The organism is Azospirillum sp. A26, from assembly GCF_042604635.1.
Taxonomy (GTDB): Bacteria; Pseudomonadota; Alphaproteobacteria; order Azospirillales; family Azospirillaceae; genus Azospirillum; species Azospirillum palustre.
In genome coordinates, this window is the sequence record NZ_CP170472.1 from 800,911 (window position 1) to 818,649 (window position 17,739).

The window sequence follows — 17,739 nt, forward strand, 5'->3', positions numbered from 1 at the left end:
CCCGGAACGGCCTCTTTTCCAAGGCCGGCCCGGTCGGGGCCCATGGCGGGGATCGCCTTAGTGGCGATGATCCATTGGCGGACGCAGGAATATCGTCCGTCTTTATCGGCTCTGGCCGGCTTCGGTTTGTGGTGGGGTCTGTATTTTGCCTGTCGTCTTAAGGAACTGCGTCCTTATGACACTGTTAATGTGGCCGCAGAAATGCGACCGATCAACCCTGTAAAGGGCGTGTTCCGGGTGTTTTTCGGCGTATACCCAGGCTCTTCTTCCACCCGCACCGGCAGTCTGGAGGAGGAGCCATTTCTATGACCCCTGACCTTCGGTCGGGTGACTTACGGGCGAGCGGCTCATCCCCAATCGGCCGGTCGAACTTAGGACCGGACATCATCGCCATACCGCATCTGCGAAAGGGAACGGAGGCAGGCAGTCCCCCGGTCGACCGGATTGGCGGGAGGCGACTATGCCTCGGCGATGAGGATGGTGATAGAACCGCCCGTGGTCCCTCAACCATACCGGAACCCTAGATGGGAAGGCCGAGCCACTTCGCCACTCGAACATTGGTCATATGACGACAATGGGCAAGGAGGTAGCCCGGGCGGAGTGCGGCGGCGTCGGGCGAAGCAGGAGGTGGGCAAAGAAAAAGGCGCGTCCCGAAGGACGCGCCCGATCTGGCAGCGATGGACGGAAGGCCGTTATTCGGCCGCCGCACGCTTGCGGCCAAGCCCGAGCTTGGTCGCCATTTCCGAACGCGCCTTGGCGTAGTTCGGGGCAACCATCGGGTATTCCGGCGGCAGGCCCCACTTGGCGCGGTATTCGTCCGGCGTCATGTCATAGACGGTCTTCAGATGCCGCTTCAGCATCTTCAGCTTCTTTCCGTCTTCCAGACAGACGATGAATTCCGGCGTGACGGACTTCTTGATCGCGACGGCCGGGACCAGTTCGGCCTTGGCCGGGGCCGGCTTGTCGTCGCCCAAATTGCGGAAGGCGATCTGGACGCTGTTGATCAGCGTGGGAAGTTCCTGAACCGGCACCGAGTTGTTGCCGACATAGGCGGCAACGACCTTGGCGGTCAGCGATTGCAGTTCGGTTTGATCGATGGTCATGGCTGCGATCCCTTGTGACGCGGATGCGGGCGGATCAGCCGTTCACCAGATCGCGCAGCTGCTTGGCCGGCTTGAACTTCGGAGCCTTGGAGGCGGCGATCGCCACGACTTCGCCGGTGCGCGGGTTGCGGCCTTCACGGGCGGCGCGCTCGGCCACTTCGAAGATGCCGAAACCGGCCAGGCGCACATCTTCGCCGCGGCCCAGCGCGCCGGAGATGCCCTCGAACACAGCCTGAACGACCTTGGCCGCGTCGGCCTTCTTGATGCCGGCGTTGGTGGCGACGGTTTCGATCAGCTCGGCCTGGTTCATGCAAAACTCCATTTGTTCGGTTTGGTTTCGGTTTTTCGGAGTTATTGGCAGAACGGCACCATCCGCACAAGAGCGAACACAGATTGGGCAACCGTTGGTGTTTTTCTTGCGCGTCATTCGTTCGCCATCTGTGGCGTCGCTGCATCAAGTACCGGGTCCGGATGGCGTTTCGTTCGCCGCTGCCGCAGATTTCCAGGGCTTCGGCATCTCGGGCCCGCTGTCGGGGCTGCGACTCGCAAAGGTCAGCGAAAGACGCTGAGCGCTGCTTTTGCTTGGCGGGTGCGTTCGCTCCTTATCGCGGTCTTGACCCGCGGCAGAGCGACACCATCTGCTGGCAAGTTCGGATCCGGGCCCCTCTGGCGATCGAGGCGTCGGTCGTGATGTCGGAACCGCTTGATCTCTCCGCTCACGCAGCGTCATCAAGTGGGTTTTGCGATGGACAGTTTGTTAGCGACTGTTTTTCTCGAATTTTTGGGAAAACCGGTCTGGATTTGGATGGTATTCGTCGGCATTGTTTTGACCCTTCTGGTTCTGGACCTGGGTGTCCTGAGCCGCCGCGACCATGTCATCGGCGTCGGTGAAAGCCTGAAGCTCTCCGCCTTCTACATCGCCGTGGCGATGCTGTTCGGCGGCTGGATCTGGTGGTCGATGGGCGGCGAAGCCGGCTTGCAGTTTTACACGGGCTTTTTTGTCGAAAAGAGCCTGTCACTCGACAACGTCTTCGTCATATCGCTGATCTTCAGCTATTTCGCCGTGCCGCGTGAGTTGCAGCACCGGGTGCTGTTCTGGGGCATCCTGGGCGTCATCGTGCTGCGTGGCCTGATGATCGGCGCCGGTGCGGCGCTGGTGTCGGAATTCCATTGGATTCTCTACGTCTTCGGCGCCTTCCTGCTGCTGACCGGCATCAAGATGCTGTTCGCCAAGGACGAGGAGACCAACCTGGGCGAGAATGTCGCGCTCCGGTTCGTAAAGCGCCACATCCGCGTCACCGACCGCTTCCACGGGCATCACTTCCTCGTCAAGGAACCGGTGGGCGGCAGCGGCGCGATGCGCTGGACGGCGACGCCGCTGCTGCTGGCGCTGATCATGGTCGAGCTGGCCGATCTGGTCTTCGCGGTGGACAGCGTGCCGGCGATCTTCGCCATCACCACCGATCCGTATCTGGTCTACACTAGCAACATCTTCGCCATCCTGGGCCTGCGCGCGCTGTATTTCGCCCTGGCCGCGATGGTTCACCGCTTCCGTTACCTAAAATACGCCCTGGCGCTGGTGCTGGTGTTCATCGGCGGCAAGATTTTCTACACGCAGGTCTTCGGCAAGCCCGACCCGCTGATCGCGCTGGGCGTGACCTTCGCCCTGATCGGCGGTGGCGTGGTGGTGTCGCTGTGGAAGACCAGCCGCGAAAACAAGGCGGTGGCGGCCGAGTAACCGTGATGCTCGACGCTGGGGGGCGGCACGCCGGTGCCGCCCCTTCCGTCATTCTCAGAACCCCAGCTTCGCCAGTTCGGCGATGCTGTCCGCGGCGTTGCGGTGGAGGATGAAGCATCCGCCAGCCGTTTCCCAAGGCTCGCGGGCCTTCTCGCGGTCGTCGACTAGGATGGCGCCGGGAGTGGCGTAGCGGGCCTTGTCGCGGGCCATGCAGGTGATGACCGGGACGTCGGCCCCCAGCATGCGGGCGACCCAGCGCGTCTTCTGCTCCGGCGCCCAACTGCCCAAAGGCAGGCCGGTCAGGATGGTCGGCCGGTGCGGCGCGCAGAAGTCCCAAAGCTCCTGCGCGTCGTGCATGAACTCCAGCGTGCCGAAGAAGTCGGCATGCCGGGACAGCACCCGCCACATCTCCTTCATCGCCAGCTGTTCCGGCCGCTTGCCGGTGACCGCGACGACGCCGCGGTCGAAATCGGCAAGCACGCCGTCGAGGTCGAGGAACAGCGGCGGCGCCATATCAGGATCCGCTCAGTTCCGTCCGCTCGCGGAACTCGTCGAGCGCCTGCGGGTTGGACAGCGCCTCCGTGTTCTTGATCGGCCGGCCGTGGACGGCGTCGCGCACCGCCAGTTCGGTGATCTTGCCGGAGCGGGTGCGCGGGATGTCGGTGACCTGCACGATCTTCGCCGGGACATGTCGGGGCGAGCAGTTGTCCTTGATCCGCTTGCGGATGGTGGCGGCAAGAGCCTCGTCCAGTTTCATCCCCTCGCGCAGCACGACGAACAGCACGACGCGCACGTCGCCGTCCCACTCCTGGCCGATGCAGACGGCCTCCATGATCTCCGGCAACTGCTCGACCTGACGGTAGATTTCCGCCGTGCCGATGCGCACGCCGCCGGGGTTGAGCACCGCATCCGAGCGGCCGTAGATTACCCAGCCGCCATGCTCCGTCTGCTCGATGAAGTCGCCATGCACCCAGATGTTGGGGAAGCGGTCGAAATAGGCGGAGCGGTATCTCGAGCCGTCCGGATCGGCCCAGAATCCGATGGGCATGCTGGGGAAGGGGCGGGTGCAGACCAGTTCGCCCTTCTCCCCGCGGACGGCATGGCCGTTGTCGTCGAAGGCCTCCACCGCCATGCCGAGGCCGCGCGTCTGGATCTCGCCCTTCCACACCGGCGAGATCGGGTTGCCCAGCACGAAGCAGGACATGATGTCGGTGCCGCCACTGATCGAGGCGAGATGAAGGTCCTGCTTGATCGAGCGGTAGACGAACTCGAAATTCTCCGGCATCAGCGGAGAGCCGGTGGAGGCCAGGGCGCGGACGCTGGCGAGAGAATGGGTCTTCATCGGCTCCAGCCCGGATTTCTCCAGCGACTGGATGAACTTGGCCGAGGTGCCGAACAGCGTCACCTGCTCCGCGTCGGCATAGTCGAACAGGATGTCGCCGGTGGGAGCGAAGGGCGAGCCGTCATAGAGGACCAGCGTGGTGCCGCTGGCCAATCCGGTTACCAGCCAGTTCCACATCATCCAGCCGCAGGTGGTGAAGTAGAACAGCCGGTCGCCGGGCTTGAGGTCGCAGTGCAGCCGGTGTTCCTTCACATGCTGAAGGATGGTGCCGCCGGTGCCGTGGACGATGCATTTCGGCTTTCCGGTGGTGCCGGACGAATAGAGGATGAACAGCGGGTGATCGAACTCGACCCGCTCGAAGGTCGGCTCGGCCACCGGATGGGGCGCCATGAAGTCGTGGAAGCCGACGGCACCGGGGATCGCCGACAGGTCGGGATCCTTGTCGACATAGGGGACGATGACGGTGGCGACGACGGTCGGCAGATCCTTGAGGACTTCGGCGACCTTGGCGCGGACGTCGTGGCTCTTGCCGTTGTACCAGTAGGCGTCGGGGGCGAAGACCACCTTCGGCTCGATCTGGCCGAAGCGGTCGGTGATGCCCTGGATGCCGAAATCGGGCGAGCAGGACGACCACACCGCGCCCAGGCTGGTGGTGGCGATCATCGCCGCCAGCGTTTCCGGCATGTTCGGCATGATGGCGGCGACGCGGTCGCCCTTGCCGACGCCCTTGGCCTTCAGCGCCTGCTGAAGGCGGGAGACGGTGGCCTTCAACTCCGCCCCGCTCCAGCGGACCTTCACCTTGTCCTCGCCCCAGAAGACGACCGCAGTGTCGTCCGGCGCGCCGGCCAGCAGGTTCTCGGCATAGCTGAGGCGGGCGTCCGGGAACCAGCGGGCGCCCGGCATCCTGTCGCCGTCCAGCAGATCGACGCCGCCGAGATCGCCGGTCAGCCCGGCCCATTCCCACAGGAAGCGCCAGAACCGCTCCTTCTCCGCGATCGACCAATTGTAGAGCGCGTCGTAATCGTCCAGCCGCAGTCCGAATCGCGCATTCGCCGCCTTGCGGAAGACGGTCAGGTTGGCCTGCGCGATGCGCTCCTCACTCGGGCTCCACAGCGGAGTGTCCATTCTCGGTTCCCTCAGCGTCTCGTTTTCCACCGGCCCCAGTGGCCGGCTCTCCTGCCGGGTTGCTTGTTCGTGCCCCGGATTGCCGTGCAGCATAGCGCATGGCCGCATCGGTTGTCTGCGTCCGGGTGGGCGAAATCGGATAGGGTGGGAGAGGGCAACGGTAACGGAATCAAGGCGCTGCGAACGAAAAGGGCGGGGAGTTTCCTCCCCGCCCTTGGTGTCACCAATCTGTCTGGCTGCCGGTCAGGCCGCCTTCTTCTTGCCGGCGCCGATCTTCGGCTCCTCGCCTTTCAGCAGGCGCCGGATGTTCGCCTCGTGCCGGATGAAGACCAGCACGGCGATGAACAGGCAGAGGCCGGCGACCAGCGGTCCGCCGAAATACCAGCCGGTCAGCGGGCTGAGGCCGAGAGCCGTCAGCGCCGACAGCGACGAGATGCGGAACAGCGCCGCCATAACGATCCAGGTCAGGCAGGCCAGCAGCCCGACCGGCCAGGAGATCGCCAGCAGGACGCCGATGGCGGTCGCCACGCCCTTGCCGCCCTTGAAGCCCAGCCAGACCGGGAAGCTGTGGCCCAGCATGGCGCCGCCGGCGGCCAGAACCGCCGCTTCCGGCCCGGCCCACCACATGGCCAGCAGAGCCGCGATGGCGCCCTTGCCGCTGTCGAGCAACAGGGTCGCCAGCGCCAGCGGCTTGTTGCCGGTGCGCAGCACGTTGGTGGCGCCGATGTTGCCGGAGCCGATCTGGCGGATGTCGCCCAGACCGGCCATCCGGGTCAGCACCAGCCCGAAGGGGATCGAGCCCAGCAGGTAGCCCAGCAGGGCGGCAAGCACGAGGATCAGCACCGGATCAGCCCTCCGCCTGCCAGACGGTACGGCCGTCGACGATGGTGCGCAGCGGCCGTCCCTGGACCGGACGGTTCTCGAAGGGCGAGTTCTTCGACTTCGACTTGAAGCGGCTGACGTCGATCTGCCACGGCACATCGGCATCGAAGACGACCAGATCGGCCGGCCCGCCCTTGACGAGGCGGCCGAGCGGCAGGTCGAGGATGGCCGCCGGGTTGGCGGTGACGCAGGCCAGCGCCCTCAGCAGCGGCATCCTGCCCTTGTGCACCAGTTCCAGCGTCAGCGGGAACAGGGTCTCCAGCCCGATGACGCCGGGGGCGGCCTGGGCGAAGGGCAGGCGCTTCTGGTCCTGGTCCTGCGGCACATGGTCGGATGCGATGGCGTCGATGGTGCCGTCGGCCAGCCCCTCGACGATGGCGCGGCGGTCCATCTCGCCACGCAGCGGCGGTGACACCTTGGCATAGGTGCGGTAATCGCCGACGTCGGTCTCGGTCAGGGCGAAATAGTGCGGTGCGGTGTCGCAGGTCACCTTCAGCCCGCGCGCCTTGGCGCAGCGGATCAGGTCGACGGATTCGCCGGTGGTGACGTGGGCGAAGTGCAGGCGCCCGCCGGTCAGCTCGGCCAGCCGCAGGTCGCGCTCGATCATGATGATCTCGGCCTCGCGCGGGATGCCGACGAGGCCGAGGCGGGTGGCGATCTCGCCGGAGTTCATCATGCCGCCCGACGCCAGCGAGGGCTCTTCGGGGTGTTGGACGATCAGCTTGCCGAAGGTCTTGGCGTAGCTGAGAGCCCGGCGCATGGTCTTGGCGCTGACGATGGCCTTGATGCCGTCGGTGAAGGCGACCGCACCGGCCTGCCCGAGCAGGCCCATCTCGGTGATCTCGTTGCCTTCGGTGCCGCGGGTGGCGGAGCCGTAGGCGAAGACCTTGACCAGCTTCACCTCGCGGGCACGCCGCGCGATGAACTCCAGACCGGCGACCTCGTCCAGCACCGGGTCGGTGTTGGGCAGCAGCGCCATGGCGGTGATGCCGCCGGCCGCCGCGGCGCGCGACGCGCTCTTGATCGTGTCCTTTTCTTCCTCACCCGGTTCGCCGATCAGCACCCGCATGTCGACGAGGCCGGGAGCGAGGCACTGGCCGGCGAGGTCAATGACCTCCGCACCCTCGGGCGTGGAGTCGTTGAACAGGCCGGGGCCGAAATCGGCGATGGTCTCGCCATCGATCAGCAGGTCGCCGCGCTGGTCGAGGCCCGTCGCCGGGTCGAGCAGGCGGGCGTTGCGGTAGACGGTACGGCTGCTCATCGGACGGCTCCCGCAAGGTCGGACTGGCGGCGTTCGCGGGTCAGCAAGTCGAGCACGGCCATGCGGACGGCCACACCCAGCTCCACCTGATCGAGGATCATCGAGCGCTTGAGATCGTCCGCGACCTCCGAATCGATCTCCACGCCGCGGTTCATCGGACCGGGGTGCATGATGACCGCGTCGGGCTTCGCCACCTCCAGCTTCTCGTAATCGAGGCCGTAGAAGTAGAAGTATTCCCGGGTGGAGGGGACATACTGGCCGCTCATCCGCTCGGTCTGCAGGCGGAGCATCATCACCACGTCGGCGTCGCGCAGTCCGGCCTTCATCGAATGATGGACCTCGACACCCAGCCGTTCGATCTGCGACGGCAGCAGGGTCGGCGGCGCCACGCAGCGCACCCGGGCGCCCATGGCGTTCAGCAGGTGGATGTTGGAGCGCGCGACGCGGCTGTGCAGGATGTCGCCGCAGATCGCCACGATCAGCCCGTCCAGCCGGCCGAGGCGGCGGCGGATCGCCAGCGCGTCGAGCAGAGCCTGGGTCGGGTGTTCGTGGTGGCCGTCGCCAGCGTTGATGACGGAGCAGTTGACCTTGTCGGCCAGCAGCTTGACGGCACCTGAATCGGCGTGGCGCACCACCAGCGCGTCGAGGTGCATGGCGTTCAGCGTCATCGCCGTGTCGATCAGGGTCTCGCCCTTCTTCACCGAGCTGCTGTCGGTCGACATGTTGATGACGTCGGCCCCCAGCCGCTTGCCGGCCAGCTCGAAGCTGGTGCGGGTGCGGGTGGAGTTCTCGAAGAACAGGTTCACCTGCGTGCGGCCGTCCAACAGGTTGGACTTCTTCACGGGGCGGCGGTTCTGCTCGACGTAGCCATCGGCGAGGTCAAGAATCTGGGTGATCTCGCCGGCCCGCAGCCCCTCGATTCCGAGAAGGTGGCGGTGCGGGAAGACCGTGTCGGGGGGCGGGTTCGCGCTCATGGCCGCGGACTATAGGAGCGGTCCGTTACGCCCGCAAGCCGCTCCATGCGAAGGGTTTCACACCGCTCCCGCCTCTTCGAACAACCAGTCGTAGAAGGCCTTCACCTTGGGTCGGGAAAAGTAATGCTGCGGTGCCACGACGTAATAGGCGAGGCTTCCCGGCAACCGCACATCGAACAGGCGGACCAGCCGCCCGGCGGCGATGTCGTCGGCCACCAGCACGCCGCGGGCGAGTGCTATGCCATGGCCGTTGATCGCCGCCTGGAGGGTGAAGGACGAATCGTCGAACCGCAGGCCGCGTTCGGTGTCCACCCCCTCGATTCCCGCCACCCGGCACCACACCGCCCAGGAAATGTTGTAGTCGTCGTGCAGCAGCGTGTGGTGCCGCAGATCCTCCGGATTAACCAGCGGCCGCTTGCCGGACAGCAGAGACGGATGGCCGACCGGGAAGATGTCCTCGGTCAGCAGCCGCTCCACCCGCAGATCCGGCCACAGCCCATTGCCGAAGCGGATCGCCAGATCGACGTCGTGACGGGCGAAATCGACCACCTGCGCCGTGCTGTGGACCCGCACGTCCATATCGGGATGACGCTTTTGGAAACGGACCAGCCGCGGCACCAGCCATTTGGACGCGAAGCTGGGCATGGTGGAGATGGTGAGCGTGCCGCTGCTGTCGGCGCGGATCAGCCGGTCGGTCGCCTGGGACAGCGTGTCCATCGCCTCGCGCACCGGCGGCAGGTAGCTCTGCCCGGCCTCGGTCAGCGCCAGCGCCCGGTTCATTCGGCGAAACAGCGGTAATCCGAGCCACTCCTCCAGCGCCTTGATCTGATGGCTGACGGCGGCCTGCGTCACATGCAGTTCCTCGGCGGCTTTTGTGAAGGAAAGATGGCGGGCGGCGGCTTCGAAGGCGCGCAGCGCGTTCAGCGGAGGCAGGCGGCGGGACATGGGGCGGTTCTGGACCGGAGGTGGATTCGGATTAGCAAAGCTAATCGATTCTATGAGAAAGCGTCGTTTGTCGGCAAGCCTCCCGTGCCCCATTCTCAGTTTCACAAGCGATCACACTGAACGGAGCGGCGAGGCCGAGGCCCCGCTCCCCATCCAGCGAAGGAAATGGGATCATGGCAAAGGGCATGGCAAAGGGAACGCAGTCGCAGTTTTCCGCCGCAGAGCTGTTCGTCCGCAAACCGGTTCAGGCCAATCCGGGTTTGGGCGAGCGCGTGGTGTCGCTGTTCGATCGTCTCGCCACATGGAACGAGCGTCGCCGGCAGCGCCGGGCGCTGGAGGCCTTGCCCGATCACCTGCTGTCGGACATCGGCATTTCCCGTGCCGACGCCGACTATGAGGCCGAAAAGCCGTTCTGGCGGGGGTGAGCGATGACCGAAGCGACGGCAGAGGGAGAGCAGGTCTGGACCGGCGGTTGCCTGTGCGGCGGCGTGCGCTATGCCATCGACACGCGTCCGGAGCCGATCTCCTTCTGCCACTGTTCCCAATGCAGGCGCCAGCATAGCCATGTCGGCGCCTACACCGGCCTGCCGCGTGCGGCGTTGCGTCTGCTGAACGACGCCACGCTGACATGGTATGCCTCTTCCGACCGGGCGCGGCGTGGCTTCTGTGCGCGTTGCGGTGCCGGGCTGTTCTGGGAGGCGCTCGACCAGGGCGGTGCCGAGGGCGGGCCGCGCATCACCGTGACCGCCGGCAGCCTGGACGATGCGTCGGCGCTCCGGGTCGAGCGCCACATCTTCGTCGACCACAAGGGCGCCTATTACGACATCGGCGACGACGGCGTCGAACGCCGGGCCAGCACGGGAGAGACGGTGGAATGAGCGAACAGGGCAGGGCACTTTCCGGGGGCTGCCTGTGCGGCGGCGTGCGTTTCCTGCTGGCCGAGCGGCCGGACGGGGTGGTGACCTGCCATTGCGGCCAGTGCCGCCGCTTCCACGGTCATATCGGCGCCTACATCACCGTGCCGCGCGACACCGTCACCTTCGATGCCGACGAGACCCTGTCCTGGTATCGCTCCTCCGACATCGCGGAGCGCGGCTTCTGCGGCCGCTGCGGATCGTCGCTGTTCTGGAAGGGCGACGGCAAAAGCGAGATCGAGATCGCCGCCGGCAGCCTGGATCAGCCGACCGGCCTGACAACGCTCCGCCATGGCTATGTCGCCGGCAGGGCCGATTACTACGAGATCACCGACGGGCTGGAGCAGTTTCCCGGGTCGTCGGAACCGGAATAGACGTGCTGGGATTTCAACCTCGGAAAGTTGGTGACGACAGTTGTTTGTGGACGGCCGCATTCCTGCCGGGTGCGCGTTTCCGTCGCAGGTGCGTTGCGGAGCCTGGGGGTGCCTTTTCATTTGACCCTGAGTGGCTGGGGTGAGAATGATTTTCAGAAGCAAAAGGCCCACCAGCCCCTGAGGTTTTCCGCGAATGCGCCGTGTTTCCCTGCTGTCTGCTGCCTGCGCCATCGCCATGTCCGGCGCAGCTTTTCTGAACGCCGCTCCGGTCTGGGCCGACGATGCGATCACCATCGTCATCAAGGACCACAAGTTCGAACCGGCCGAGGTCAAGGTGCCTGCCAACAAGCGGGTAACCCTGCTGGTCGACAACCAGGACGCCACGTCGGAAGAGTTCGAAAGCGGCGAGATGAAGGTCGAGAAGATCGTCGGCGGCCGCAAGCAGATCAAGGTCATGGTCGGTCCGCTGAAGCCGGGGCGCTATCCCTTCTTCGGCGAGTTCCACGAGGCGACGGCGCAGGGCGCCGTGATCGCCGAGTGACGCAGTCTTAAGCCAGAGACCGCCCCGTACCGGAGACGACCATGCTCGCCAGTCTGATCATCGTCTTTCGCGAGGTCCTCGAAGCGGGCCTCATCGTCGGCATCGTGCTGGCCGCCACCCAGGGGGTGGCCGGACGCGGCCGGTGGATCGCCCTCGGCATCGTCGGCGGCATCGTCGGGTCCTGCATCGTCGCGGCCTTCGCCGACGGCATCAGCTCGCTGTTCGCCGACACCGGGCAGGAGCTGTTCAATGCCACGGTCCTGCTGATCGCCGTCGTCATGCTGGCTTGGCACAATGCCTGGATGGCGCAGCATGGCCGCGAACTGGCGCGCGACATGAAGGCGGTCGGCCATGCGGTTCGCAGTGGAGAGAAGTCTCTGGCGGCGCTGGCGATCGTCATCGGCGTCGCCGTCTTGCGCGAAGGGTCGGAGATCGTGCTGTTTCTGACCGGCATCCTGGCTTCGGAAGAGGGCGGCATCGCCACCGTGGCCGCCGGCGGGCTGGGGGGCGTGGCGCTCGGTGGGCTGGTCTCGGTCCTGCTCTATGCCGGCCTGGTGCAGATCCCGACGCGGCACCTGTTCGCCACCACCACGTGGCTGCTGACGCTGCTGGCCGCCGGCATGGCCGCAACGGCGGTCAATTTCCTGGCGCAGGGCGGCATGCTGAATGCTGGCGGAACCGTGCTGTGGGACAGTTCGGGCATTCTGCGCGACAACAGCCTTATCGGGCAGGCGCTGCATGTTCTGGTCGGCTACACCGACCGTCCGACCGAGGCGCAGCTGATAGCCTATGTCGGCGTGGTCGTCGGCATCCTGCTGCTGACCCGCTGGGCGGCCGGCAATTCACCGTCGAACCGGTCGCGGGTTGCGTCCGCAGCGGAATGATCAATAGCATGACGGTGTAGGGCCGGGCCGACGGTCAAGCGTCTGGCCTTGCCCGTTGAAATCGCGTCATAGTGCCGCTGCGACAGTCGAGCGGCGGGGAATATGGCGGAGCTTGTGACGTTGGTTGTGCTGCTGGCGGCGATGGTGGTCGCCGTGCCGGTGGCGAAAAGGTTCGGGTTCGGCGCGCCGCTGGGTTATCTCGCCGCCGGACTGGCGGTTGGGCCTGCGGGCCTTGGGCTGGTGACCAATGTGGGGGCGATTGCCCACGCCTCGGAACTCGGCGTCGTCATGCTGCTGTTCCTGATCGGGCTGGAGTTGCGGCCCGCCCGCCTGTGGGTCATGCGGAAATCGGTGCTGGGGCTGGGCGGTGCGCAGGTCGCCGTCACCGGCGCGGTGATCGCCGCGCTGTGCGGCTGGGGGCTGGGGCTCCCCTGGCCGACCGCGGTGGTGCTGGGCTTCGGTTTCGCCCTGTCCTCGACCGCCATGGCTCTGCCGATGATGGCGGAGCGCGGTCTGCTCGCCAACCAATCCGGGCGCAACGCCTTTTCCATCCTGCTGTTCCAGGACCTTGCCATCATCCCGGCGGTGGCGCTGCTGCCGCTGCTCGGTAGCGGCTCCGTACCGCATGCCGACGGCGCCTGGATGGCCGTCGCCAAGGCGGTGGTCGCGGTGGCGCTGGTGCTGATCGGCGGACGCTATCTGCTGCGGCCGATCTTCCATGCCGTCGACCGTGCCGGTGCGCCGGAGATCTTCACCGCCACCGCCCTGTTGATCGTCATCGGCACCGCCGTGCTGATCCAGGAGGCCGGCCTGTCGATGTCGCTGGGCGCCTTCATGGCCGGCGTCCTGCTGTCGGATTCGGAATACCGGCACGAGGTGCAGGCGGACATCGAGCCGTTCGAGGGGCTGCTGCTCGGCCTGTTCTTCGTTTCGGTCGGGATGGGGGCGGATGTGCCGACGCTGATGGCGCACCCGATCCGCTTCCTCGGTCTTGCCGTGGCGCTGCTGGTGGTGAAGGGGGCTGTGCTGCTGGTTCTGGCCCGCATTGCCGGGGTGCCCTGGGCCGGGGCGGGGCGGATGGCGACGGTGCTGAGCCAGGGCGGCGAGTTCGGCTTCGTCCTGTTCGGGCTGGCGGTCGGCGGCGGTGCGATGGCGGGGGAACAGGCGTCGGCCGCCATGCTGGTGGTCACCCTGTCGATGCTGGCGACCCCCTTCCTGTTCGCGGCGGAGGAACGCTGGTTCGCACCGCGCCTGATGGCGGGCAAGCCCAAGCGGCCGTTCGACACCCCGCCCGACGAGAACCCGCCGGTCATCATCTGCGGCTTCGGCCGGGTCGGGCAGGTGGTCGGCCGCGTGCTGCGCATGCGCGGCATAGCCTTCACCGCGCTGGAGAGCAGTGCGGCGCAGGTCGACTTCGTCCGCAAGTTCGGCAGCAAGGCCTATTACGGCGACCCGACGCGCGTCGAGCTTCTGCGCGCCGCCGGGGCGGAGAAGGCCAGTGTGCTGGTGGTGGCGCTGGACGACATGGAACAGTCGCTGCGGGTGGTGGAGATGGCGACGCGCCATTTCCCCAACCTGACCATCTTCGCCCGCGCCCGCAACCGCCGCCATGTCCACCATCTGATGGACCGCGGCGTCACCCACATCGTGCGCGAGACCTTCGACAGCAGCATCCGGCTGACCGGCGACGTGCTGCGCCAGATGGGCATGGCGGAGGGCGAGGTCGTGCGGACGCTCGATACCTTCCGTGCCCATGACGAGCGCACCCTGATCCGCCAGCATGCCGTCCACAATGACGAGACCAAGCTGATCCAGACCTCCCGCGACGCCGCCGCCGAGCTTCAGTCGCTGTTCGAGGCAGACCGCGAGGATGCCGTGCAGGGAGAGGCGGAACCGAGAACCGCCAATGCCTAACCGATCAGCAGGCTGTCGTCGCTGATCTCCGCCCCGCCGCGCTGTCTGGCGAACAGCGCGAGCAGGTGCGGCACGTCGAGCCCGGCGCGCTCCTCCCCCGCCACGTCCAGCACGACGCGGCCCTCGTGCAGCATCAGCGTGCGGTCGCCATAGTCGAGCGCCTGCCGCATCGAATGGGTGACCATCAGCGTGGTCAGGCGGTTGTCGCGGACGATACGGCGGGTCAGATCCAGCACGAAGTCGGCGGTGGCGGGATCGAGTGCCGCGGTGTGCTCGTCCAGCAGCAGAATCTTGGAGCCGGCGAGCGTCGCCATCAGCAGGCTGACCGCCTGACGCTGGCCGCCGGACAGCAGGCCCATGCGGTCGTGCAGCCGGTTCTCCAACCCCAGCCCCAGCGCCGCGATGCGATCGCGGAAGCCCTTGCGGCGGTCGCCGCCCAGTGCCGGCGCCAGACCGCGGCGGCGCCCGCGGGCGGCGGCGAGCGCCATGTTCTCTTCGATGGTCAAGGTGGCGCAGCTGCCGGCCATCGGGTCCTGGAAGACGCGGGCGACCAGACCGGCACGGCGCGGCGTGTCCCAGCGGGTGACGTCGGTGCCGTCGATGGAGATGCGGCCCTGCTCCGCCAGCACGTCGCCGGCCAGCGAGCCGAGGAAGGTCGACTTGCCGGCACCGTTGGAGCCGATGACGGTGACGAACTCGCCTTCGGGAATGGTCAGGTCGACGCCGCGCAGCGCATGCTTTTCCAGCGGCGTGCCGCGCCCAAAGGTGACGTGGATGTCTTCGACGACGATCATCGGGCGGCTCTCGTGCTGCGGCTGGCCTTCGCCTTCAGGCGCGGCAGGATCAGGGCGACGGCGACCAGCACCGCGGTCACCAGATTGAGGTCGGAGGCCTGCAACCCGATGGCGTCGGCCGACAGCGCCAACTGGACCGCGAGACGATAGAGGATCGAGCCGGCGACGCAGCCGATCAGCGCCAGGGCCAGCGCGCGGGCGGGCAGCACCGTCTCGCCGACGATCACCGCAGCCAGCCCGACGACGATGGTGCCAATGCCGGTGGTGACGTCGGCGAAGCCGTTGGTCTGGGCGAACAGGGCGCCGGCCAGACCGGTCAGCGCGTTCGACAGGGCGATGCCGGCATAGACATGGGCGTCGGTGTCGACCCCCTGCGCCCGCGCCATCCGCGCATTCACGCCGGTCGCCCGCATCGCCAGCCCGAACTCGCTGCCCAGGAAGCGGGCGAGCAGCAGCACGACCGCCGCGACGATGACGCCGACCACCAGCGGACGGACGATGTGGTCGGGAATCCCCAGCCCATAGAAGGGCGTCAGCACGGTGTCCTGCATCAGCAGCGCGACGTTCGGCCGGCCCATGACCCGCAGGTTGACCGAGAATAGCGCGATCATCGTCAGGATGCTGGCGAGCAGATGCAGGATCTTGAAGCGGACGTTCAGCGTCGCCGTGACCAGCCCGGCCGCCGCGCCGGCAAGTGCCGCCGCGAGGCTGGCGAGCCACGGGTTGGCCCCGGCGATCAGCAGCACCGCACAGACGGCCGCCCCCAGCGGAAAGCTTCCGTCCACCGTCAGGTCGGGGAAGTCCAGGATGCGGAAGGACAGATAGACGCCGATGGCGACCAGCGCATAGACGAGGCCGATCTCGATGGCGCCGAAGAGGGCGATTTCAGTCATTGCGGTGCTTTTGAAAGGGCTTTGCGGGGGAGCGCTCCGCTCCCCCCTGACGATCGCTTACTGCCCGACAATTTTCGTCGCGCGCTTCACCACCGCGTCGGGCAGCGTGACGCCCATGGCGGCGGCGGACTTGGGATTGACGAACAGGTCGGTGCCCTTGGCGAGCGCCACCGGGATGTCGCCCGGCTTCTCGCCCTTCAGGACGCGGGCGACGATGGCGCCGGTCTGCTTGCCGACCTGGAAGTAGTCGAAGCCGACCGAGGCGACCGTGCCGCGGGCGACGCTGTCGGTGTCGGCGGAGAAGATCGGCAGCTTTGCCTGCTGGCCGACCGCGATCACGCTTTCCAGAGCCGAGACGACGGTGTTGTCGAGCGGGATGTAGACGGCATCGGCCTTGCCGACGAGGCTGCGCACCGCCGGCTGGGCATCGGACGACTTCGGCACGGAGGCCTCGACGACGCTCAGCCTCACCTTGGCCGCCTCGTCCTTCAGCGCCTTGACCAGCACGATGGAGTTGGGCTCACCGGGGTTGTAGAGCACGCCGATGCGCTTGACCTGCGGCAGGATCTCGCGGATCAGCGCCACATGCTCGCCCACCGGGGCCATGTCGGACAGGCCGGTGATGTTGGCGCCGGGCTTGTCCATCGACTTGACCATCTGGGCCGAGATCGGATCGGTCACCGCGGTGAAGACAACCGGGATGTCGCGGGTCGCCGCCGCCACCGCCTGGGCCGAGGGGGTGGAGATCGGCACGATCACGTCTGGACGGGAACCGGCGAACTGGCGGGCGATCTGGGCTGCGGTGGCCGGATTGCCCTGCGCGCTCTGGTACTCGACCTTAAGCGTCTGGCCCTGGACGAAGCCGGCGTCCTTCAGCGCCTCCACGATGCCGTCGCGGGTGGCGTCGAGCGCCGGGTGCTGGACGATGGCGGTGATGGCGACGGTCTTGCTCTGCGCCATGGCCGGAACCGGCGCGGCAATCGGACCGACGAAGGCGGCGAGTGCCGCCGCGGCGCACAACAGGCGGGTGAAGGACATGGCTTGGAAATCTCCGCAACGGAAAGGTCTTCCCCTAGACCGCGCGGGCGCCGCCGTCAACTCGGCAGCAGGGGCGTCCGGGCCAGGATATGGCGGCATGCCGGCCCTGCCCGCAATCGGGAGTGCGGTTTGCTTGAGAAGAGCCTATATTGTGGGCAACACGGAAGGAGTGGCCATGATCGCAGGGACCGGAACGGCGCCGTCGAAGTTTCTCGCCTCCTTCCGCGGCCTGATCGGCAGCTGCCCCAATTGCGGGCGCGGCCGGCTGCTGCGGAACTTCCTCAAGCCGGTTGACCAGTGTTCGGCCTGCGGCGAGGCCTATGGCCACCTGCGTGCCGACGACGCGCCGCCATGGATGACAATCCTGATCGTCGGCCACATCGTCATTCCCGCCCTGCTGTCGGTTGAGCAGACCTACGAGCCGCCGACCTGGGTGCATCTGACGATCTGGCCGTCGCTGACCCTGCTGCTGACGCTGCTTCTGCTGCCACGCTGCAAGGGTCTGGTGCTGGGGCTGCTGTGGAGCACCGGTGCGCCGGGGTCGGAGCGCGGCTGAAGCTTCGGCTGACGCTGAAACGGAAAACGGCACCGTGCAGTAAGGCACGGTGCCGCGTCTCATTACATCGTGAACTCTGCTTGCCGTCAGCGCGCGCTCGGCAGGGCGCTGCCATGGCCGGTGCGGGCGCCGGACAGGCTGGCGCGCAGCCGGCCGAACAGCTCGCGCAGGTACTCGGCGCGCATCTGGCGGGCGGCCAGCATGATTTCGTCGTGGCTGCGGGGATCGCGGACTTCGTTGATAGACATGGTCATGGCTCTGGGAATCTCCACGTAAGGTGAGAGACGTCCACTCCCTTTGGCATTGTTTGCTTTGTGGAGTTCAAGATAGGGCAGAGCCGCTGTCCCATGAAGCGCGGTCCGTGCAACGCCGACCGACGTTTTCCGTATCAGCTTCGTCAATCAACGGAGGTGCGAACTATTGCCGCAGGACGCGGTTTGCCGCTGACTGCGGGCAAGAGT

General features: G+C 66.7%; 21 protein-coding genes. 9 read left to right on the plus strand and 12 right to left on the minus strand.

Going from position 1 to position 17,739, the window contains the following annotated elements:
- The first annotated feature begins 42 nt into the window (after positions 1–42).
- Positions 43–309, plus strand: coding sequence for a hypothetical protein (locus ABNQ39_RS04280; protein ID WP_376959171.1), 267 nt, complete (start codon positions 43–45; stop codon positions 307–309).
- 383 nt (positions 310–692) lie between these two features.
- Here the strand turns inward: ABNQ39_RS04280 and ABNQ39_RS04285 are convergent, their stop codons facing one another.
- Together ABNQ39_RS04285 and ABNQ39_RS04290 are read right to left on the minus strand one after the other, a co-directional pair.
- Positions 693–1,103 (minus strand): MucR family transcriptional regulator, encoded by a 411-nt coding sequence (locus tag ABNQ39_RS04285; protein WP_109096302.1) that lies wholly within the window; start codon positions 1,101–1,103, stop codon positions 693–695.
- A 34-nt stretch (positions 1,104–1,137) separates the two neighbouring features.
- Positions 1,138–1,413 carry an HU family DNA-binding protein gene (locus ABNQ39_RS04290; RefSeq protein WP_012974184.1) on the minus strand — a complete coding sequence of 92 codons (276 nt, stop codon included), beginning with the start codon at positions 1,411–1,413 and terminating at the stop codon, positions 1,138–1,140.
- A 435-nt stretch (positions 1,414–1,848) separates the two neighbouring features.
- Here ABNQ39_RS04290 and ABNQ39_RS04295 point away from each other — a divergent pair, with 435 nt between their 5' ends.
- Entirely contained in the window at positions 1,849–2,841 is a 993-nt protein-coding gene (locus tag ABNQ39_RS04295; protein ID WP_376959755.1) for a TerC family protein, read from the plus strand.
- A 54-nt stretch (positions 2,842–2,895) separates the two neighbouring features.
- Here the strand turns inward: ABNQ39_RS04295 and ABNQ39_RS04300 are convergent, their stop codons facing one another.
- From ABNQ39_RS04300 to ABNQ39_RS04325, 6 genes are all read right to left on the minus strand, one after another.
- Complete coding sequence (locus tag ABNQ39_RS04300; RefSeq protein WP_376959172.1) at positions 2,896–3,354, minus strand: hypothetical protein; 459 nt, start codon at positions 3,352–3,354, stop codon at positions 2,896–2,898.
- Position 3,355: 1 nt separating this feature from the next.
- Positions 3,356–5,308, minus strand: a complete 1,953-nt coding sequence (locus tag ABNQ39_RS04305) for an acetoacetate--CoA ligase (RefSeq protein ID WP_376959173.1) — start codon at positions 5,306–5,308, stop codon at positions 3,356–3,358.
- Between the two features lie 243 nt (positions 5,309–5,551).
- Complete coding sequence (plsY, locus tag ABNQ39_RS04310) at positions 5,552–6,151, minus strand: glycerol-3-phosphate 1-O-acyltransferase PlsY (protein WP_376959174.1); 600 nt, start codon at positions 6,149–6,151, stop codon at positions 5,552–5,554.
- Positions 6,152–6,155: 4 nt separating this feature from the next.
- Positions 6,156–7,451 (minus strand): dihydroorotase, encoded by a 1,296-nt coding sequence (locus ABNQ39_RS04315; protein ID WP_376959175.1) that lies wholly within the window; start codon positions 7,449–7,451, stop codon positions 6,156–6,158.
- A complete protein-coding gene (locus tag ABNQ39_RS04320) occupies positions 7,448–8,425 on the minus strand; it encodes an aspartate carbamoyltransferase catalytic subunit (protein ID WP_376959176.1) in 978 nt (325 codons plus the stop codon). The genes ABNQ39_RS04315 and ABNQ39_RS04320 overlap by 4 nt, the downstream gene beginning before the upstream one ends.
- 57 nt (positions 8,426–8,482) lie before the next feature.
- The gene (locus ABNQ39_RS04325; protein ID WP_098739923.1) at positions 8,483–9,370 is read right to left on the minus strand and encodes a transcriptional regulator GcvA; all 888 of its coding nucleotides are present in this window, start codon (positions 9,368–9,370) and stop codon (positions 8,483–8,485) included.
- Between the two features lie 173 nt (positions 9,371–9,543).
- Here ABNQ39_RS04325 and ABNQ39_RS04330 point away from each other — a divergent pair, with 173 nt between their 5' ends.
- The 6 genes from ABNQ39_RS04330 to ABNQ39_RS04355 all read left to right on the plus strand — a co-directional run bounded on the left by ABNQ39_RS04330 (position 9,544) and on the right by ABNQ39_RS04355 (position 13,997).
- Entirely contained in the window at positions 9,544–9,795 is a 252-nt protein-coding gene (locus tag ABNQ39_RS04330) for a DUF1127 domain-containing protein (RefSeq protein ID WP_376959177.1), read from the plus strand.
- A 3-nt stretch (positions 9,796–9,798) separates the two neighbouring features.
- On the plus strand, positions 9,799–10,248 hold the full coding sequence (locus ABNQ39_RS04335; RefSeq protein WP_376959178.1) for a GFA family protein: 450 nt from the start codon (positions 9,799–9,801) through the stop codon (positions 10,246–10,248).
- Complete coding sequence (locus tag ABNQ39_RS04340) at positions 10,245–10,658, plus strand: GFA family protein (protein WP_376959179.1); 414 nt, start codon at positions 10,245–10,247, stop codon at positions 10,656–10,658. Before ABNQ39_RS04335 ends, ABNQ39_RS04340 begins: the two co-directional genes overlap by 4 nt.
- A 193-nt stretch (positions 10,659–10,851) precedes the next feature.
- Positions 10,852–11,199 carry a cupredoxin domain-containing protein gene (locus tag ABNQ39_RS04345; protein ID WP_376959180.1) on the plus strand — a complete coding sequence of 116 codons (348 nt, stop codon included), beginning with the start codon at positions 10,852–10,854 and terminating at the stop codon, positions 11,197–11,199.
- Positions 11,200–11,240: 41 nt separating this feature from the next.
- Positions 11,241–12,083, plus strand: a complete 843-nt coding sequence (locus ABNQ39_RS04350; protein WP_376959181.1) for an FTR1 family iron permease — start codon at positions 11,241–11,243, stop codon at positions 12,081–12,083.
- Between the two features lie 102 nt (positions 12,084–12,185).
- Positions 12,186–13,997 carry a monovalent cation:proton antiporter-2 (CPA2) family protein gene (locus ABNQ39_RS04355; RefSeq protein WP_376959182.1) on the plus strand — a complete coding sequence of 604 codons (1,812 nt, stop codon included), beginning with the start codon at positions 12,186–12,188 and terminating at the stop codon, positions 13,995–13,997.
- Here ABNQ39_RS04355 and ABNQ39_RS04360 read toward each other — a convergent pair.
- Genes ABNQ39_RS04360 through ABNQ39_RS04370 form a run of 3 tightly spaced genes read right to left on the minus strand, consistent with a single transcriptional unit; the run spans position 13,994 to position 16,722 of the window.
- Positions 13,994–14,791, minus strand: coding sequence for an ABC transporter ATP-binding protein (locus tag ABNQ39_RS04360; protein ID WP_376959183.1), 798 nt, complete (start codon positions 14,789–14,791; stop codon positions 13,994–13,996). The genes ABNQ39_RS04355 and ABNQ39_RS04360 overlap by 4 nt on opposite strands.
- Positions 14,788–15,684, minus strand: coding sequence for an ABC transporter permease (locus ABNQ39_RS04365; protein ID WP_376959184.1), 897 nt, complete (start codon positions 15,682–15,684; stop codon positions 14,788–14,790). The genes ABNQ39_RS04360 and ABNQ39_RS04365 overlap by 4 nt, the downstream gene beginning before the upstream one ends.
- A gap of 57 nt (positions 15,685–15,741) precedes the next feature.
- Complete coding sequence (locus ABNQ39_RS04370; RefSeq protein ID WP_376959185.1) at positions 15,742–16,722, minus strand: ABC transporter substrate-binding protein; 981 nt, start codon at positions 16,720–16,722, stop codon at positions 15,742–15,744.
- A gap of 175 nt (positions 16,723–16,897) precedes the next feature.
- On the opposite strand from ABNQ39_RS04370, the gene ABNQ39_RS04375 reads away from it, so the two are divergent.
- Complete coding sequence (locus ABNQ39_RS04375; RefSeq protein WP_376959186.1) at positions 16,898–17,278, plus strand: DUF983 domain-containing protein; 381 nt, start codon at positions 16,898–16,900, stop codon at positions 17,276–17,278.
- Between the two features lie 86 nt (positions 17,279–17,364).
- Here ABNQ39_RS04375 and ABNQ39_RS04380 read toward each other — a convergent pair whose 3' ends face one another.
- Complete coding sequence (locus ABNQ39_RS04380) at positions 17,365–17,532, minus strand: RSP_7527 family protein (RefSeq protein ID WP_376959187.1); 168 nt, start codon at positions 17,530–17,532, stop codon at positions 17,365–17,367.
- Between the last annotated feature and the right edge of the window lie 207 nt (positions 17,533–17,739).

Bases quoted from the DNA above. Each gene is read 5' to 3' on its own strand.
- ABNQ39_RS04300 (WP_376959172.1), bottom strand. From the start codon at position 3,354: ATGGCGCCGCCGCTGTTCCTCGACCTCGACGGCGTGCTTGCCGATTTC.
- ABNQ39_RS04320 (WP_376959176.1), bottom strand. From the start codon at position 8,425: ATGAGCGCGAACCCGCCCCCCGACACGGTCTTCCCGCACCGCCACCTT.
- ABNQ39_RS04355 (WP_376959182.1), top strand. From the start codon at position 12,186: ATGGCGGAGCTTGTGACGTTGGTTGTGCTGCTGGCGGCGATGGTGGTC.
- ABNQ39_RS04375 (WP_376959186.1), top strand. From the start codon at position 16,898: ATGATCGCAGGGACCGGAACGGCGCCGTCGAAGTTTCTCGCCTCCTTC.
- ABNQ39_RS04345 (WP_376959180.1), top strand. From the start codon at position 10,852: ATGCGCCGTGTTTCCCTGCTGTCTGCTGCCTGCGCCATCGCCATGTCC.
- ABNQ39_RS04370 (WP_376959185.1), bottom strand. From the start codon at position 16,722: ATGTCCTTCACCCGCCTGTTGTGCGCCGCGGCGGCACTCGCCGCCTTC.
- ABNQ39_RS04330 (WP_376959177.1), top strand. From the start codon at position 9,544: ATGGCAAAGGGCATGGCAAAGGGAACGCAGTCGCAGTTTTCCGCCGCA.
- ABNQ39_RS04305 (WP_376959173.1), bottom strand. From the start codon at position 5,308: ATGGACACTCCGCTGTGGAGCCCGAGTGAGGAGCGCATCGCGCAGGCC.
- ABNQ39_RS04295 (WP_376959755.1), top strand. From the start codon at position 1,849: ATGGACAGTTTGTTAGCGACTGTTTTTCTCGAATTTTTGGGAAAACCG.
- ABNQ39_RS04280 (WP_376959171.1), top strand. From the start codon at position 43: ATGGCGGGGATCGCCTTAGTGGCGATGATCCATTGGCGGACGCAGGAA.
- ABNQ39_RS04325 (WP_098739923.1), bottom strand. From the start codon at position 9,370: ATGTCCCGCCGCCTGCCTCCGCTGAACGCGCTGCGCGCCTTCGAAGCC.
- ABNQ39_RS04285 (WP_109096302.1), bottom strand. From the start codon at position 1,103: ATGACCATCGATCAAACCGAACTGCAATCGCTGACCGCCAAGGTCGTT.
- ABNQ39_RS04290 (WP_012974184.1), bottom strand. From the start codon at position 1,413: ATGAACCAGGCCGAGCTGATCGAAACCGTCGCCACCAACGCCGGCATC.
- ABNQ39_RS04350 (WP_376959181.1), top strand. From the start codon at position 11,241: ATGCTCGCCAGTCTGATCATCGTCTTTCGCGAGGTCCTCGAAGCGGGC.
- ABNQ39_RS04365 (WP_376959184.1), bottom strand. From the start codon at position 15,684: ATGACTGAAATCGCCCTCTTCGGCGCCATCGAGATCGGCCTCGTCTAT.
- ABNQ39_RS04340 (WP_376959179.1), top strand. From the start codon at position 10,245: ATGAGCGAACAGGGCAGGGCACTTTCCGGGGGCTGCCTGTGCGGCGGC.
- ABNQ39_RS04315 (WP_376959175.1), bottom strand. From the start codon at position 7,451: ATGAGCAGCCGTACCGTCTACCGCAACGCCCGCCTGCTCGACCCGGCG.
- ABNQ39_RS04335 (WP_376959178.1), top strand. From the start codon at position 9,799: ATGACCGAAGCGACGGCAGAGGGAGAGCAGGTCTGGACCGGCGGTTGC.
- ABNQ39_RS04360 (WP_376959183.1), bottom strand. From the start codon at position 14,791: ATGATCGTCGTCGAAGACATCCACGTCACCTTTGGGCGCGGCACGCCG.
- ABNQ39_RS04380 (WP_376959187.1), bottom strand. From the start codon at position 17,532: ATGACCATGTCTATCAACGAAGTCCGCGATCCCCGCAGCCACGACGAA.